The following is a 15773-nucleotide window of genomic DNA, read 5'->3' as shown; positions in this document are numbered from 1 at the left end:
GTTATCATACCCGTAGACAATACCTGCGAGCCCTCCAGCTACTGCACCGGTGGTTTCCGTATCTTCACCTAAATTTACAGCCTTCAGTACGCACTCCTCATAGCTATTTGTTGTCAGAAGGCACCACGACGCCGCTTCCAATGTATGAATTACATATCCCGATGACGCTATTTCTTTCTCTTCCAGGTCACCAATCCTCGTCAATCGCTCAAATGGCCCTCTAAATTCCATAGTACCAAGGATATCTTTAATCATTTCGCCGTTCAGTAGTCTTTGTGCTATCTGAACATATATCTCGCAGGCTGTAACAGAAATATTATGAGCGTGTGTAAGCTTTGATACATTTTGAATTTCTTCTTTTGCACAATTACAAAATGCGAATGGGATAATTCTCATTAATGAACCATTACCATTTGCACTCACATGATCTAAACCACATTTTACCGATTCGCACCCTGGGCTATATCGCCTTATTGCACTTGCAGTCGTTCCGCCAATATCAAAGACTTCTCCGCTCGCCGTATAGCTGTTTTCATAATACCATTCAGAAAAACATCTCATAATATCATTTAGGTCGATTTTTTGTAGTTCTCTTATTGAATCACATGTCGCCAATGTCATACTAGTGTCATCCGACCATGTACCTGCTGGCTGGTTATGCGTCCCATACCCTTTCATGTCAGTGACATGAAAACTACCACGATCCATAAACTCTACTGGTACGCCTAAAGCATCTCCGACAGCTAAACCATAGATTGCAGATCGTAATTTGTCTAAATGTCTAAATTTTGCCTTATCCAAGCCTCACTCTTTCCTTCCTCTCTTGCCGTCTCGATTTCTACGGCTAAATTCTTTTCCTGCTTCTCTAAAGTGGTAGCATTTTCGTCTTTATCCATACGAATCCCTCCTTCCGATTGGATAGAATACTTCACACTATAGTATACCATATTCCTGTGCAATAATCAAATTTAGTAATCCTGCTTAATTAGCAGTAATTCCACTCTTTTTATTATCCCAGTTTCATCTGAATCTATCGCCATTATACGGAATGTAGAATTTCTCTGAACAATGATTTCAGCTTCAGAACCGATATGGCTAGCTATCTCCTTGCCGTCCCAGGTTCCGCTGCTGTTTGTTCCCCCATACCGTGAAAAAGGTTCTGCATAAATGGCTTTCGTTCCTTTGGGTAAACAAATATCCAAATTGATACCAGAAAAGCCTGCCTCTTTAGAAACGCCAGTAGACATGAATCCTTTTTCTGTACATTTTGTAGAAATAACACTGTTTTGAAAATCTTTACTCTTTAGCTTTTCAACATCGATTTCCAATAGTCCGCCAAGACCGTTCGCACTTACACCCCGGCGTACCCAAACATCATCTGGCATCTGGCATTTATCTATCGCCTCTGTCATATCTTTTATATAGTCCTGTATGGATTGTCTTTGATTTGCGACCGTTCCCTGTCTTAGAGAGGTATTCATTTCTCTGTATTCTGAACCAGTATACCTCCACAGGGCCTTTTTCTGACCGTCATTAAATTCTTCCCACATCTTTTCGGTAATTGGTCGATGATATCCATCAGCAGTCTGTCTATCATCAAATTTCTTTGCGTGCTTTAGTATATCTTCTTCATTTAACTTCAGCCTTTGCTTCTCTGTCTGAGCTTTATATTTCTTTTGATTTTCTTTATCAAGAGAGTTGACAGCTAGCCTTTCTAATTTTTCAACCTGCCTCTGGGTATATTGCTGATCCTGCTCCTGCTTATAAGATTTTTCAATTGACTTTAATTCTTCTCTGGTCCAGGTATCATCCGCAGTAGAGATACCAGGAAAATATGTACTGTGACTATCCTTGCACCTTGGATGATACAGGCCTCTTGCTATTGCCATACTCATTAAGGGATAAGGACCATCAGAAGCCTTCCCGCTACTCCATACATCGTCGATTAGGACTTTTCCTACAAAAGGAAGGCACTTGGGACAAGGATTCCCGCGCTTTGCTACGATAACCGTACTGATTCCCCACTCCTGGCGTTTCTCTCCTTCTCCCTGTAGGTATGCCCGTTTGCTGGCCGTCTGGATTGCCATGTCAACATAGTCAGGCAGAGTATGGCGGGCTCCGTTTTTGTACTCAATACAGTTAAGGCCCCGTGAAAGCATATCCTTAGTTGCCATGTCAATGGCTTTTTCATAAGTCCCGGCTCCGGAATTAGCGTATACCTGGGCATTAAAAATAGCCTTACGATACTGGTCATTTGCCATTCGCAAGACTGCTGTTTCTGCTTTCTTCATATCGTTACTGGTTGCCTTGATCAGAGCTTCCAGTTTCCGGGTATTCAGTTTGAAAAACTCTGCCTGCATGGCTGCCGAAGCAGGCTTATAGTTTTTAAAGCCTTTCTTGATAGCCCGGAGGATCTGTTCTTCCTGCTTTAGCCCTCCCTGTTGTTTGGCCTGCCAGATCAACTCTCCTATTTGAGCATTGATACTTTTAAACTGTTTGCTGTACTTCTTCTGGTTTTCCAGTTTATATTTTTCCAGGGCCTTAAGCTGCTCAGTCTGCCACATAGACCAATCGTATCCCTCTTTGATTTCCTCGGCCCGGTGACGATCCATATTACGGATCATGGAAGAGATTAGTTCCTGTTCTATGACCTCAAAGGCAGCCGTGATATCATACTCATTCATGCTGTCACCTGCCGTTTGCCAAAACTTTATACCCTTGAACCTTGAACTGCCGGGTGAGCTCTTTCAGCTGCGTAATACTTTTGCACTTATCACAACGGAGCTCCGCGTATTCCTTTTTCTCCACAGCGTAAATACCGAAAGGAACCTGCTCACTTGCTACCTTCAGGAGCCCCTGATACTCCGGCTGGCTCATTTTGTACAGGCGGTTCATTACCTTCACTTTCATCCATCTTCACTCCTTCCGTATTAAGCCCAGATTCTTCTGTTTCAAAGATCCCCTGCTCAAACTTGATCCGCTTGACCTCCTTAGACTTTTCATCTTCCGTCAAGGTATCTCCGTACATCTCGTCTATGGATTTTTCTATACTCATGACTCCGCTGGTCCGGGCCTTGCTGACAGTCTCCACTACTGAATCAAAGCCTGGAGCTGCGTACTCCCCAAACTTGACGGAAACCTCATATTCTCCAGGGGCTTTTTCCTGCATCTGGTCATAAGTCATCATGATTTTACTTACTAACTCCGGGAGGACCTTACAAAGCACCTTAACCAGCGTCCCCCTAGTGTACATGGTAATCTTCTCCTTTTCCCTCTGGCTATCGGCATTGTCTGTCTTTTTTAGATCAATACCAAGAGTAGCCGGGGAAATGATACCCTGTAGCACCAGATCCATAAAGGCCGAATAACTGTTTAAATACGCTTCATAGGATATCTGGGGTTGAACTACCTCAATTTTATCGCTATACCCTTCTTTCTTTACTGCTCCGATGGCTATGTAATCATTATCAAACTCATTTGGTTCAATGAGCTGCCCAGTGTTCGGATCTCTTGGCACCATATCTTCTGGGATATACCGGTTCACTCTTCCCTTTCTTACTGCATCAAGCCACTGGCTGATCACCTCGTCCAGGGCGTCCAGATCGTCCGTCTTTCCTTCAAACAGTGCTTTGCCTCTCCCCTTCCACTTGCTTGATGTGAAGAAGATAAGGGGCACACCCATGATGTAATCACCATCAAAAGCAGTATCCTCATAAATTGCTGTTTCCGGAAGAGTATTGAGTTTCACTTCCTCGCCTCCATCTTCGTAGAGCTTATAAGTTACATACCCTTTTCCGTAGGTTTCTTCCAGACGGTATTCCTTTGTTTCATTGTTGGGATAAGGATAAGCTGTGGAAAAGACAATTTCAAATAGTCTTCCTCGCTGGTATTTGTATTCAACCTGATCTGCCTCGTAAAATTCTATGACAGGATATTTACTGATATGGTCAAGACTTATTTTGAAAGCACCGTCTCCGGCTGACAGAGCGCCAGCCACCGCTTCACCCAGGAGCCCTTCAAAGTCATTATCCTTTGTAATCTCATCCCATAATTCCTTTAAAGGCTGATTGTCTCCTTTTTCTCCAAAACTGATATCATTATAATCTGCGGTTATGATATCCTTAAACCGATCCACCACTATCCCTACAATACCGGAATGAATTTTTCTTACTTTCCGGAACGGAACGGAAGCCCAGAACCTTGCCTTAAACACATCACAGTAAGCTGTCTGTTTAAAGAACTGTTCCAACTCTGACGGATCTCCACGGTACCAGATCTTATTTTTTAGTACATTTCCTTGAAAGGAAAGCGGTTCCTTTATAACCACCTGCCGTTCTTTTGCTCGTACAACCTTAAGCAACTTGAAATACATATCTTTAAACCAACCCATTTATGAACTCCTCCTTCCTGTTCCTATTTTGACTTCGTATGGCAACCATGCGTACTGTACGCTGTTTACCATGTGATCGTTTTTATCCTCTGGCGTATTGTCCTTACCTTCCAGCCAGCTGTATACTTCAAGCTCTCGGATGTAGTTGGCGCAAGTATCCACGATATAAAAACATGGCTTTGTTCCCGCATCAGCAAACCAGTTCAGCTGGTTGATAATACGGTCGATAATCTGCTCTTTCTTCCATGCATCATTGAAATTATAAACACAGCCATTCAAGCGCTTATATTTTAAGAACTCTGTTATGGTTGCCTGATCCGCAGAATCAATGAAGGTATCTCTGGCAAATCCCCATTCGTTCCGGTTGCGATCCAGGAAGTCAATATAGTTACGGACCGTATCCGTAGGGGCCAGAGGTATTCCCAGATCTGCATTGTTGTAAACCTTCTCGTCAAGCACATAGCAGTTTCCCCGATTGGTGATACCTATAAAGCTCATGGAAATGGTATCCGGGGACTTCTGGGAATATGATGTGTCTAGGCCGGCTGAAAAATGTACAAACCATTCTGTCTGTTGGCGGTTGTTTTGATTACGGATAAACTGTTTTGCGTGATCCTTGTTTACCACATGTTTCTTCCGGTCAAAGTTACTAAAGATCAGGCCGGTTGCCTTACCTCTTAGACCCTCAATTTTGTTTTTCCATATCTTAGTACCTTTCGGCGTATTCCGGATAATGTTTTCCAGCTTCTCCTTGGGTAGACCCAAATTATGGGTAAAAGAAAAGAACCAATGCACCCAACCGGGCTTTGGTTCTTCTTGTAATTCTTCCAGTATTTCTTTCGGCGTTTCGTCCTTCCACTCAGTAAGTGGCCGGGAACAGTTAATATACTCCTTGTAGACTGGCAGGTTCGGATCATCAGGGTTAAGCGTTCCCATTAGGTAATCACAACGCATAGCAGATTCCCGTACAAACTCTATATCGGCTGTGTTAATCTCGTCAATGTACAGACAGCCGTACTGGCCGCCCAGAGCCTTTTGCCATTTCTTCTTATCTCCGTAACCCATTACATAGATAATCTTATCGCCACCGGAAGTATGGAAGAGAATGTGGGGGATCTTATCATCTTTGGTTCCGTTGCCATTGTATTCAGTGAGAACACCGAAATCATCTATGATTCCCAGATCCTTATTGATGATATTCTTCTCTGCGGTTCCAGTATCCTTTGCGGCTATGATGTGCAGCTTCTTAGGGCTCTCTGCTACCTTAAGCATGAACTTAAACAGGCCGACCGTAGTCTTACCTGCGGCTGTTGTCCCCTCTAAAAACTCCACCGGAGCATTACACTTTAGAAAGGCTTTGTACTTCTTTGACAGAAGTAGGCGTTCGTCACTCATTACCCATCACCGCCGCACATCTGCTTAATAAGGTCATCAAGCTTCGTTTTCTCAGTCTCCAGAGTGCCGGATACTTCCAGCTTATCCTTAAACATACCCAGGTGCCTGCCGATCAGTTCTAGGGCCTTGCCCTTATCGTTCAGTTTGATTTCAATACCGTTTGCCCCTTCTTTGATTCCGGCAATGGCTCCCATCTTATCTCCAGGCATTTCATCAGTGGTTTTCACTTGAACCACTCTAAGGATTCCTTTGTCCTCAATCGTCACAAAGTCAGTGACATCCGCAAATCCGATCTTTGCCAACTCTTTTAAAACCATGTCCTGGGTGATCTCAGTACGCTTCTCCCGGTCTTTCATGCGCTTTTCAACATAAACGGCAACGTTAGCATTTGTTAGCATTCGGCTACTGTTTGCTCTAGCCGTTTCATCCTTCTTGACCCTGGGATACGCCACCTTGTAAGCCCTGGTGGCATTAAGATCAATCAGGTATTCATCCGCAAATATTTTCTGTTTGGCTGTCAATGCCATCAGGCTCACTCCTTTCGTCGTTTTAGATATCAAAACATTTTCATGCAATAGAAAAAGCACCCGGTTTCCCGAATGCTTCCCTGCACTACTTATTCTGTTCATCGATAAACTCTTTCATCATTTTGGTAATCTGTCCTGCCTGGCTAACTCCTGCCTTCTCACAGGCCTCTGCGAACTGTTCTGTCAATTCTCGTTTCAGTTTATAGGATTTACTGATCAGACCGGCTTTTGCGTTCCATTTGTCCTGTGACCTAATCTTCTTTTCTTCCACGGCTATCCCTCCACATACAATACAAGCCTATTGCAAGTCTCGCACATGCCAAGGCGATGAAGAAGATACCTAAAAATCTCAAATTATCCGACATATTGATTTTATACAGATGAGTGTGTTATAATAAGTTATAGAGAAGGGCTTTCGCCCCTCTCCGCTACTTGAGTAGCTTTGAAATGAATAGAAGGATTATTCCTACTATTAAGTCCGTTAGCACTCCGACCAGCCAAGTCTTGAGTTTGCTATCGGGCTTTTTCTTTCGGCTTCTGCCTCTCATCTGTATCTCACCTCCTTATGTATATTATACCATACGGTGCACCGTATGTCAACAACTATCCACAACAAAGTTTTTATTAGGCTGCCTTTTCACATTCGTTTGTTTTGGGTAAAGAAAAAGAGACGGGGTTGGCCGCCTCTGAGATGCTTGTTTATTATTCTTGTACTTCCTCTGATTGATACTCATTCATAAAAAATTCAAGAAACTTTCTTCCATAATCTGTTAATCTGTAGGAATCACTTCCCCATACTTTACTGTATTTTAGATTGGGATTCTTTTTCCCTTTTTGTACTTCCTGGAGATAGACGCCAATATTTTTTACATTTTCATCCATTTTTCTCTGATTTTCACTGCTAAATAATCCTAAGCGTTCTAATTTCTCATTAATTAAACGCTGTTGCCCTCGCATTAACTGTTCCAAGAACTCACGGTTTGCGGAGTCCCCGCGATAATTAATATGGTGAGATTTCAAAACTGCTATGTCAACCATTGTCAACTGATCTAGCGTATCATAATACATAATAACTGCGTCATCATTAAATTCCTGAAAATCACTCAAATTAATATAGCCGTTTACTATAAAATTAATTTTATCTTTTTGCCTTACAGCCAGAACATAATCAGTGACTATTCCAAAATAATGATTGGTTATCTTTTGAAGCCTGTCGGGGTCTAATCTATTTAGACGTTCGTTAAACTCATTTTGACGGGCTACAATTTGGGAGATAAACATTTCCAAATTTTTTTCCGTTCTTTGCTGTTTATATGACAAAATCAAATTACCCACTCCTGGCACTATAGCCCCGGCAACTCCGTCCAAAACAAGACCTGATAACATGTCCATGACTGGACCAACAGCCGGTTCCGTAATTTCTTTTAACTTGTTAGTTATGTCCATCTTTTTTATCCCCCTCATCTTTTCTTTATCATATCATTACGATGCAAAAAAGAAAACACCCATCGACCTAAAATCGACAGGCGTTTCAAAAAGGAGAAAATCAGGAATCAATCGGCCGCCAAGCTGTTACACCTGGCAGTCGTCAAAGTTAAGCGATTCCTGTAATGTCTTGCTTTGAACACTATTAGTAATGCTTTATTCGTATTTAATACAATAAAGAACTGCTGTATTGGTTGGGCGGGAAGTAAATGACCTTATTGGTTTTGCGGATGTAATTACTGTTCCATTTAATTGCATATACCCATAATCTCCCATTTCTAGAAAGTCTGTATTTTCCGCGCTTAAAACGGTATTATTTACTCTATCAATATCTGAATTATTTAATCCGATGGCTGCACCTGTTCCATATCCATTATTATACCAGCCGGGGACTATTGTTGCATTTTGATGTACACCAACAGCCGCACCAGTTCCAGTATTACTAGCGCCAGTTCCCGTACCTCTTAGAAATTCGCCTCTCAAATCAGGTACGGCAAAAGTAGTAGTACCGTCACCTCCGAAACAATTATAAGAACCAAATTGATATTTAATGAATTGTGAAAAATCTTTATAATCGTCAATATTATAAATAGTCCCATCGCATATTAAGTAATGCTTGGGAGCCGTTGTTCCCATATACGAAATAACGGTTCCAACTGGTGTACTATCATTGCCATTACCATTACCGCAACAACCACAGTTGATCGTAATACAACTCTTTTTATCTTCACACATATAATTTACCTCTCTTTTGTTTTTAATAATTTTAACCCATCATGTTTACACCTAGCAGCCGTAGGGGGTATTACTTCTTTGTGTATTCGATGACAACGTAGGCAGTACAGTCTGGGTAGAATCCATTGTCTTTAAAATGATAGTATATATTACAATCATCATTACGGTAATACAAATTTACTGCAGCATCCAATCCTGTTGTTGCATTATAGGATGTCTGTAACGTGATTTGAGCTCTATTATTCTTGTCAATCATGTTTCCGTAAAAATTAATTATCCGATCAACCATAAGTTCAGAAACATTTGCAAAGACAAGGGCATTGCCACTTTCGTTAGCAATTTTCCCGGAAATCACTTTCCGATAAATTGGCTTGCCGTCCACCCATGTGCCAATCTCAACCTCATCAAAGGAATAAACTTCTTTAGAATTTCCATCACATTCTGCAAGTTGAATGCAGTATTTTTTATCTGTCATAAATAAATCCTCGCTTTCAGTGTTTTCATTGTTTCACATACTAACCGGTATCGTATGTTTCGTTAACACGATCGTGATATAACCATAATAATACACCAAATGTAAAACGTCAAACTTTTTCGAACACACGTTCTAGCATTGTTTGCGGTCAGCTGTTAATTCAATACGGCCCCTGAGCTGTTGCGCTCAGAAGCCGATAAAGGGGGATTTCCGAATTAATCTAATTTTGGATACTATCATTATAAATCGTCCATGTGGACTTTACAAGGACACGGTTTTGACACGGTTTGTCAAGTCCTCTAATCCAGCATAATTGCATCTGCCCCAAATAAATATACACTTAGAATATCGGTCAATTCAGAAATCCATCGCCTTACGGTTCTGTCCGTAGTATCAAGCCTTTCCGCAATGTCTTCCTGAGTATCCCTGTCCAAATAGAAGCTTTTAAAAGCCTCGTATTTTTCAGGTAACTCCTTCCTGATCATCTCATCTTCCAGAAGCTTCAAGCATTTATCAATATGCGCAATCATGATAATACTCCGCAGCTTGCTTTTTATGATGCTGTTTATGTAAATATCCTCTGCCGATAGCTCCTCTAGTTCTTCCCCAGCGTCCACGTCAGATAGCTCCGACACGCCCTCCTGAACGCTCTGACATATCCGGTTATAATTCTCCATAAGCTTCTTTGCATTCTGAAATACCTTTACCCGCTTATTCTTTTTCTGAGACTTCTCAAATTCCTTCACAGCCTCAAGTGCTGCAGTTCTTACCAGCTGCTCTGCTAATTCCTTTTCCAATCAATCACCTCCCTGCAGTTAATACTTTCTTTTTAGTTCTATCTCTTTTCTGTTTCAAGAGCTCTGTATATGTCATGGTTACTATCCTCTTGGAGTCTTTCAAACTAGCCAACTCCACGATATGAGGATACTTTTTCACTACAATAACCTTTTCGGATGTAATTCGCGTTCCCCTGACAAAGTCTTTTCGGAAACTCTCATAGGCAAATCTAGCCCCGATCTTCAAAGACTGCTTAAACTTCTCCAGATCCTTTGCTGTAATTTCTGGATCCTCCTGGCTGGCTTCGACCTCCTTAGATACGCCTATTATCACCTTAAAAGTATACCGTCCTCCGTAGGTCCTTCCCTCGCGTGCATAATCCCTCGTGGTCTGCCGGGGTATGTAAAGTGCTGCTTCCCACTCCTTAGCAGTATGTTCCCCTAGTAGTTTTCCGCTATCATATACTGCATATAAATTTTCATACACTATCAGTTCATCCTCCTTCCTCAATTACTTTCCAAAGTTTCAAATTCATGCCCACATACTGGGCAGATCCAATGCACTGTGCATTCCCAGTCATAAAATCCGCCACGATAATCTGATATTACAGCATTTATCATTTCGACATCGCTAGTTGAATCCCAATAACATTCAGGACATTTCCACTCCTCTGTCTTTCGCCTGGGCTCTGGTGGCTCCCGTAGCCCCCGATGTGAACATAAACTTGTATATGTATAAGCCGGCATCGTTGCAGAGAAGGTCATGACAGGCGGCGCCTTTACTGCTATAGCAGCCTCTGCCGTGGTGATCCTCTGTGCTTGCACATACTGATCCCGGCGCTCTTTTGGTGATTTTCTCAATCTATCCCTCCTTTTGGGCAATAAAAAAACCAACTACCGAATATTGATAGTTGGCTTTTTTTAATATTATTAAATATGAAAAGTACTTAATGCTTCCGCTAATTCTGTATCTATTCCATCTTCACCTTTTTGAATTTTACTCAATAACTCATTCATCATTTTACGCAGTTCTTCAATATTTGTTGCAAGATAACCGTCCATCTTTGCCCCATTTAACTCGTAAATCCTCCCTCTCTCCAATTGACTTAGCTTATTACGGATATCATTCAATTCATGATCAAATTCTTCTGAAATTTTATAATCCAGTTTCTTTTTACTCATATACAGCCGACCTCCATCATTTGTAATACTAAAATTATATCATGCCAACCACCAATATTCAATTATCAAGGTTCACTTCTTTCTAATTCCCTAGCCTCATTTGCTCCGCCGGTTCAAAGTTCAGCCACAACGTTTCAACTCTCCGCAGGTTGTTCTGCGCTCTGGCCGGCATCTGCAGTTTATACCAGTCCTTCAGGTACCGCTCATATAACTCACAATCATATCCGGAAAGCATAACCTTAGCCTGACTGCTGATCACCGTCTCCAGCAGTTCCTCATGATCTTGATCTGACATTTCATACCGGTACTGCTTCCGGCCTCGTGTAGATAATACATAAGGCGGATCCAGGTAGATCAGGACATTCTCATGGTCAAAGGCTCTGATCAACTCCAGCGCTGGTCTGTTCTCGATCTGCACATCTTTAAGCCGGATTGCCATTTCTGCCAGTGCTTCCGGAAGCTGATTCCAATACCGGACCGCATAGGCTGCTTCCCTGCCATAAACATCTTTCTTCCAACCGCAATCGCCATTTAATCTGAATCCATGACTCTGCATGGATCTTACTGCAAAGTATCCGGCCCGCTCCACTGGGGACTTAGGCTCTTCCTGGAAGGTTTCCTCATAAATCTGCCTGGAATACGGCGTATATGTAAGCCACTCCTGAAGCTCCCGGCAGCTTTCCGGATTCTGTATCACCCGGAAGAAATTCACCACATCACCGTCAAGATCATTTACTGTTTCTATCCTGGAAGGGGGCTTTGCGAAAAGGACAGCCCCTCCCCCAAAGTACGGATCTAAATAACTGTGGTGCTCTGGCATATTTCCGATTATCCAGGAAGCGATCCGCCGCTTGCTACCGGGATAATGTAATAATGACTTCATTTTATTACCCCTTTTCCGCTCATAATCTTTTCAGCTAAACGTTGCCACCAGGCCCTCTTTCTCCATATAAAACATCTATGTGAGTGATAAAGCTGATACACTCCGGTACTACACGGGTACCGTAAGCTGCCTCGGTTTTTATATCTACAATTTCCACAATCTTCTTTCATTGCTCTCCTTTCAAACGTTTTCTCTTTTTCTCATTCTCTGGTCAATCTCTGCCATCATTTCCGCTACCAGCTGCTCCATGAAGGGATATTTCTTCATCAGGACTACCGCCCAGGTATGGCACCTTTCCCACTCGTCAGACTGTTTCGGAATAGGCTTATTGTGATAATTGAGCCAGAACTTGTTATACACCTCGTCAAAGGCTTTCTGCACTTCCTGATCCGTCATAGACTTTCCACCTTCACGTATATGCCAGGGAGATCCGCCCAGTACTTTTCAATTACTTCCGACGCCACCTGTGCATCATCTTTCCAGAAGTGCAACTCTGTCATAACGTCCTTAAGAAGCTTTACCAGATTATCTGTGTCAGGCTTGCTGGTTTTATACTCCCCGTTCTTATGTTTGCCAGTAACAGGGAAGCACCACCACGTTGTTAACCTCACAGGACCAGTGAACCTTTTTTCCGGTATGTGCTGCCCCAGGTGTGCCAATAGCTTCGCCCTGGCTGCCTTCAGTTCTTCCGGTTCATAAAAGACCGGCTTCCCATTTACCACATGCACCTGTTTTTCTTGGTGAGTCACGGTGGGGACCTTTTTCATCGGCATAAAGAAATCAATCGTCATCCACAATCACCTTTACCCCTTTATCTTCTGTTGTGACAGAAATTTCTGACAAGCTCTCTCCAGTCAATTGAACGGCACATGCTTCATAACTCCCGCTGTACCATGCACATGATTTTTCCATGCAATCAACTTTTAAAATCGGACAAAACATTTCACTTCACTCCTTTAACGCATTAATTTTTATTTTTTCACTTTCATTCGTGCGACTTGTACGGGGCAGGGGTGGGATGTGGAGCGGGCTGTGCTTTAGCCCACTCCCACACACCCCCGTACCACTGAGGCGCAAGCCGCATTTCTATGTATGTATATACATAGGTTTGCGTGCGTCTCCCGCAAACTCGATTTTTACCGACTTTGCGGCTATCACCCGCATTTTCGAAGATACTTCGATTTTGAGTATATAAAACGCAAGACGCATTTTTCCCTTTTGCGTGCAGCTCCCGCACTTGCGGCTTCGACTTTGCGGCTACTGCTTTTTTCCGACTTCTCCATCAGTAATCCAGAAACCGCCATGCTCTTTTATGTATCTCCTGATCGTATCTTCGGATTTCCCCATGGCTTCACACAGTTCTTTTACCGTCACTTTTTCACCATTATTGAAACTTAGGATAGATTCATAATTAGTTTCCAAGCTCTCCTTACGTTCCTTCTTGGCCTCTTCCGGATTCTTCCTTTTGCTGAAATTCTTCTTCCATGAAGGTGCGTCCGCTTCTGGCTGAATATCTCCCAGGACTCCGGACTTATCCACCACATGAATGGGATAATTAAACCAGAGATTCTGCGGATCGAACTTAGAAAACTCCCTGAGTGTCCCTTCAATGCGCCACGCTGTCATTCCCTTTACTCTGGCCTTGGCAGCTTCTATATTGCGCTCCAAGGCAGCCATTTGCCACTTGTCCAGCTTCTCCTTACAGTAATTGAGCATCTGGACGCTACTGCATAAATCGTCCTGAGAAAGGTCGTCCTCCCACTTGAAATGTGCATCAAGGTACTGCCTGCAGGCGTCACAGACTGCCCGGTTCTCCTGTTGCTTCATCAGCTCTTCGGTCGTTTCTAATTCAATAAGGTCAATAAGCGCATCCGGATCTCTGGCGAATACGCCGGATCCGCTGGCTCGGTCCATGGATTTCTTTCCTCCCTGGCTTCCCTTGCTGTGATGATGGCAGTAGATCACCGCCACACCAAGTTCCGTGCACACCTTGTCAAACTGGTTGCAGAAATTAGACATCTGATCCGCGCTGTTTTCATCACCAGTGATAACCTTGTAGATCGGGTCAATAACAATAGCTATGTAATTCTTTTTCGCTGCTCTACGGATCAGCATTGGGGCCAGCTTATCCATGGGCCGGGACTTGCCTCGCAAGTTCCAGATATCTATGTTTTTAAGGTTCTTAGGCTGCCACCCAAGCGCCTGATACACATCTTTAAAGCGGTGGAGGCAGCTGGCCCGGTCAAGTTCCAGGTTTACATACATGATCTTACCCTGCGTACAAGCCCAATTAAGCCACTGTTTTCCCTCAGCTATAGCAATACACATTTCAATCTGTAAAAACGATTTCCCGGCCTTTGAGGGGCCCGCAATCAACATCTTATGCCCTTGTCGTAACAGGCCGTCTATCAGGGTCGGCGCCAACTCCGGAAGGTTCTCCCACACATCGTCAAGGCTTTCCGGATCCGGAAGATCATCATTGATGGATTCGATCCATTCTTTCCACTCTGTCCAGCTCTCTTTCCCTATGTTGGTATCAACGATAAACTGTTTCTGGTCGCTCCGCATGACACCGGGCATTCTGGATAACCTGGAAGGATTCTTGTTTTGCTGGTCAATAGCGAGTCCGTTTTTCTTGCAGATATCATAGAGATAATCCACCCGCTTCCGATATTCTGCCTGATCGGCAGCATCAATCCTTACAATGGCATGAAGACTTTTCCCTCCACTATGGACCAGACAGGCAACCGGCAACTCTAACTCCCGGATAATGGCATGTTGCTTCTCAATGTCCATCAAATCCGATTCCACCAGGGCGTATTTAAAGTCAGAGACATTGTCATTCTTTACACCTTTCCCATCCAAAGGATTAAATCGGATCCACGCCCCACCTTCTGGATCATAGTCCCCCAGCACGCTGCCTATATCCCCATTGCACTGTGACAAAAGCTCAATCAACTTTCCTGCGGTCCGGCCATAGGCTCCCTTATCAGCAGGCACCCATTTTTCCTTGCCCTTTTCTTCTTTCTTCCAGCTCTTTACGACATAACCTACATTTTCCCCGGCTTCAAAAAGTGTTTCCAGGTATTTTATTAATTCCCCCGCTGGGTTCCAATGTTTTGGCTGAAGCACTTCCCTGGCCTCTACCCAGCTGCTGTCAACAATCACGCCTTCTGCTGACACAGTATCGTTCCAGTCAAGGGCTGTCCCAGGATCATAGGGAGGTGTCCACCCCTGTTCCCTGGCATACTGGACAATGGTTCCACCTGTCACCGGAGTACCGGCCCCGTGGAAGCCCCGCCATTTTTGCTCACACTCCCCTGCGTGATAACGCCGGTCATTCATGCTCCAGCGGTCCCATATATCAACGGAATACCCTTCATGCCGCAGAGCCATGCCAACATTAACCCAACCCTGGTAGTCAAGCTCTGATGGGTCTATATGATTTAGGACCTCCATGAGGTCATATGTACTATCCATGTTTCAAGTCTCCTTATTCCGGTATATATTCCTGCGGATTCACGCCGGAGGGCGCTCCTCTCCAACCTTCCGCTGCTATACGGTCAATCATGTTTTTAGCAGAATCAAAGTTCCACGTTCCCACATGCTGGAATCCGTACTTTTCCAGGCAGCGTATCTGCTTTGGTGTGCTCAAGTTTTCTTCCTGACGCTTGTGTAAACGATCCAGGATAAGACTGGCCTTTCCGGCATTGTCTATCTGATCAGGAAGGATCCCACGCTTTTCAAGCTCTCTTTTCTGACTGTCTGATGGAGGTGCCATTTCCCAGCCAAAGGCAGGGACATACCCAGATAAATCCTCCGCCTGAATACTCATTTCAAACTGCAACGGATCTACCAGCTTCTTTTTGCGGTTTCTCATTTCCTTAAGCTGTTTTGCAAGGGCTTCCTCTCTTTGAGCGACAAC

The 15773-nt window shown here is 43.5% G+C and carries 19 protein-coding genes and 1 pseudogene; all 20 read right to left on the bottom strand.

Going from position 1 to position 15773, the window contains the following annotated elements; all coding sequences use genetic code 11:
- Nucleotides 1–801, bottom strand: an 801-nt coding sequence (locus tag RT269_RS27110) for an ADP-ribosylglycohydrolase family protein (RefSeq protein WP_313187372.1), incomplete at its 3' end; no start/stop codon positions are given.
- A complete protein-coding gene (locus RT269_RS27105; protein ID WP_313187371.1) occupies nt 774–896 on the bottom strand; it encodes a hypothetical protein in 123 nt (40 codons plus the stop codon). The genes RT269_RS27105 and RT269_RS27110, both read right to left, overlap by 28 nt.
- A 72-nt stretch (nt 897–968) precedes the next feature.
- Nucleotides 969–2684 carry a phage minor capsid protein gene (locus RT269_RS27100; RefSeq protein ID WP_313187370.1) on the bottom strand — a complete coding sequence of 572 codons (1716 nt, stop codon included), beginning with the start codon at nt 2682–2684 and terminating at the stop codon, nt 969–971.
- 149 nt (nt 2685–2833) lie between these two features.
- On the bottom strand, nt 2834–4390 hold the full coding sequence (locus RT269_RS27095; protein ID WP_313187368.1) for a capsid protein: 1557 nt from the start codon (nt 4388–4390) through the stop codon (nt 2834–2836).
- The gene (locus RT269_RS27090) at nt 4391–5785 is read right to left on the bottom strand and encodes a terminase (RefSeq protein ID WP_313187367.1); all 1395 of its coding nucleotides are present in this window, start codon (nt 5783–5785) and stop codon (nt 4391–4393) included.
- Nucleotides 5785–6312: a terminase small subunit gene (locus RT269_RS27085; RefSeq protein ID WP_313187373.1), complete on the bottom strand. Its 528-nt coding sequence runs from the start codon at nt 6310–6312 to the stop codon at nt 5785–5787. The genes RT269_RS27090 and RT269_RS27085 overlap by 1 nt, the downstream gene beginning before the upstream one ends.
- Nucleotides 6313–6397: 85 nt before the next feature.
- The gene (locus RT269_RS27080; protein ID WP_313187365.1) at nt 6398–6583 is read right to left on the bottom strand and encodes a hypothetical protein; all 186 of its coding nucleotides are present in this window, start codon (nt 6581–6583) and stop codon (nt 6398–6400) included.
- A gap of 431 nt (nt 6584–7014) precedes the next feature.
- Nucleotides 7015–7758, bottom strand: coding sequence for a hypothetical protein (locus tag RT269_RS27075; protein WP_313187364.1), 744 nt, complete (start codon nt 7756–7758; stop codon nt 7015–7017).
- A 195-nt stretch (nt 7759–7953) separates the two neighbouring features.
- Nucleotides 7954–8532, bottom strand: a complete 579-nt coding sequence (locus RT269_RS27070) for a phage tail protein (protein WP_313187362.1) — start codon at nt 8530–8532, stop codon at nt 7954–7956.
- Between the two features lie 70 nt (nt 8533–8602).
- Complete coding sequence (locus RT269_RS27065) at nt 8603–9007, bottom strand: hypothetical protein (RefSeq protein WP_313187361.1); 405 nt, start codon at nt 9005–9007, stop codon at nt 8603–8605.
- A 299-nt stretch (nt 9008–9306) separates the two neighbouring features.
- On the bottom strand, nt 9307–9804 hold the full coding sequence (locus tag RT269_RS27060; RefSeq protein ID WP_313187360.1) for a helix-turn-helix domain-containing protein: 498 nt from the start codon (nt 9802–9804) through the stop codon (nt 9307–9309).
- Nucleotides 9805–9808: 4 nt separating this feature from the next.
- Nucleotides 9809–10270, bottom strand: a complete 462-nt coding sequence (locus tag RT269_RS27055) for a hypothetical protein (RefSeq protein WP_313187359.1) — start codon at nt 10268–10270, stop codon at nt 9809–9811.
- Between the two features lie 20 nt (nt 10271–10290).
- On the bottom strand, nt 10291–10644 hold the full coding sequence (locus RT269_RS27050; protein WP_313187358.1) for a hypothetical protein: 354 nt from the start codon (nt 10642–10644) through the stop codon (nt 10291–10293).
- A 69-nt stretch (nt 10645–10713) separates the two neighbouring features.
- On the bottom strand, nt 10714–10965 hold the full coding sequence (locus tag RT269_RS27045) for a hypothetical protein (protein WP_313187357.1): 252 nt from the start codon (nt 10963–10965) through the stop codon (nt 10714–10716).
- 82 nt (nt 10966–11047) lie between these two features.
- Nucleotides 11048–11848, bottom strand: a complete 801-nt coding sequence (locus tag RT269_RS27040; RefSeq protein ID WP_313187356.1) for a DNA adenine methylase — start codon at nt 11846–11848, stop codon at nt 11048–11050.
- A 180-nt stretch (nt 11849–12028) separates the two neighbouring features.
- Nucleotides 12029–12244 (bottom strand): hypothetical protein, encoded by a 216-nt coding sequence (locus RT269_RS27035; protein WP_313187354.1) that lies wholly within the window; start codon nt 12242–12244, stop codon nt 12029–12031.
- A complete protein-coding gene (locus RT269_RS27030) occupies nt 12241–12639 on the bottom strand; it encodes a RusA family crossover junction endodeoxyribonuclease (protein WP_313187353.1) in 399 nt (132 codons plus the stop codon). The genes RT269_RS27035 and RT269_RS27030 overlap by 4 nt, the downstream gene beginning before the upstream one ends.
- Entirely contained in the window at nt 12629–12790 is a 162-nt protein-coding gene (locus tag RT269_RS27025) for a hypothetical protein (protein WP_166433294.1), read from the bottom strand. Before RT269_RS27025 ends, RT269_RS27030 begins: the two co-directional genes overlap by 11 nt.
- 315 nt (nt 12791–13105) lie before the next feature.
- Nucleotides 13106–15328: an AAA family ATPase gene (locus RT269_RS27020; RefSeq protein WP_313187349.1), complete on the bottom strand. Its 2223-nt coding sequence runs from the start codon at nt 15326–15328 to the stop codon at nt 13106–13108.
- A 13-nt stretch (nt 15329–15341) separates the two neighbouring features.
- Nucleotides 15342–15773, bottom strand: a pseudogene (locus tag RT269_RS27015) (DEAD/DEAH box helicase); the annotation flags it as partial.

The sequence above is a fragment of the Lacrimispora sp. genome, from assembly GCF_032078915.1.
Taxonomy (GTDB): Bacteria; Bacillota; Clostridia; order Lachnospirales; family Lachnospiraceae; genus Lacrimispora.
Note: the sequence above shows the minus strand (reverse complement) of the source record. Positions and strands in the feature narration are given on the sequence as shown.

Coding starts and splice junctions, on each gene's coding strand:
- RT269_RS27105 (WP_313187371.1), bottom strand. CDS start 896: ATGGATAAAGACGAAAATGCTACCACTTTAGAGAAGCAGGAAAAGAAT.
- RT269_RS27100 (WP_313187370.1), bottom strand. CDS start 2,684: ATGAATGAGTATGATATCACGGCTGCCTTTGAGGTCATAGAACAGGAA.
- RT269_RS27095 (WP_313187368.1), bottom strand. CDS start 4,390: ATGGGTTGGTTTAAAGATATGTATTTCAAGTTGCTTAAGGTTGTACGA.
- RT269_RS27090 (WP_313187367.1), bottom strand. CDS start 5,785: ATGAGTGACGAACGCCTACTTCTGTCAAAGAAGTACAAAGCCTTTCTA.
- RT269_RS27085 (WP_313187373.1), bottom strand. CDS start 6,312: ATGGCATTGACAGCCAAACAGAAAATATTTGCGGATGAATACCTGATT.
- RT269_RS27075 (WP_313187364.1), bottom strand. CDS start 7,758: ATGGACATAACTAACAAGTTAAAAGAAATTACGGAACCGGCTGTTGGT.
- RT269_RS27070 (WP_313187362.1), bottom strand. CDS start 8,532: ATGTGTGAAGATAAAAAGAGTTGTATTACGATCAACTGTGGTTGTTGC.
- RT269_RS27065 (WP_313187361.1), bottom strand. CDS start 9,007: ATGACAGATAAAAAATACTGCATTCAACTTGCAGAATGTGATGGAAAT.
- RT269_RS27045 (WP_313187357.1), bottom strand. CDS start 10,965: ATGAGTAAAAAGAAACTGGATTATAAAATTTCAGAAGAATTTGATCAT.
- RT269_RS27040 (WP_313187356.1), bottom strand. CDS start 11,848: ATGAAGTCATTATTACATTATCCCGGTAGCAAGCGGCGGATCGCTTCC.
- RT269_RS27035 (WP_313187354.1), bottom strand. CDS start 12,244: ATGACGGATCAGGAAGTGCAGAAAGCCTTTGACGAGGTGTATAACAAG.
- RT269_RS27030 (WP_313187353.1), bottom strand. CDS start 12,639: ATGACGATTGATTTCTTTATGCCGATGAAAAAGGTCCCCACCGTGACT.
- RT269_RS27025 (WP_166433294.1), bottom strand. CDS start 12,790: ATGTTTTGTCCGATTTTAAAAGTTGATTGCATGGAAAAATCATGTGCA.
- RT269_RS27020 (WP_313187349.1), bottom strand. CDS start 15,328: ATGGATAGTACATATGACCTCATGGAGGTCCTAAATCATATAGACCCA.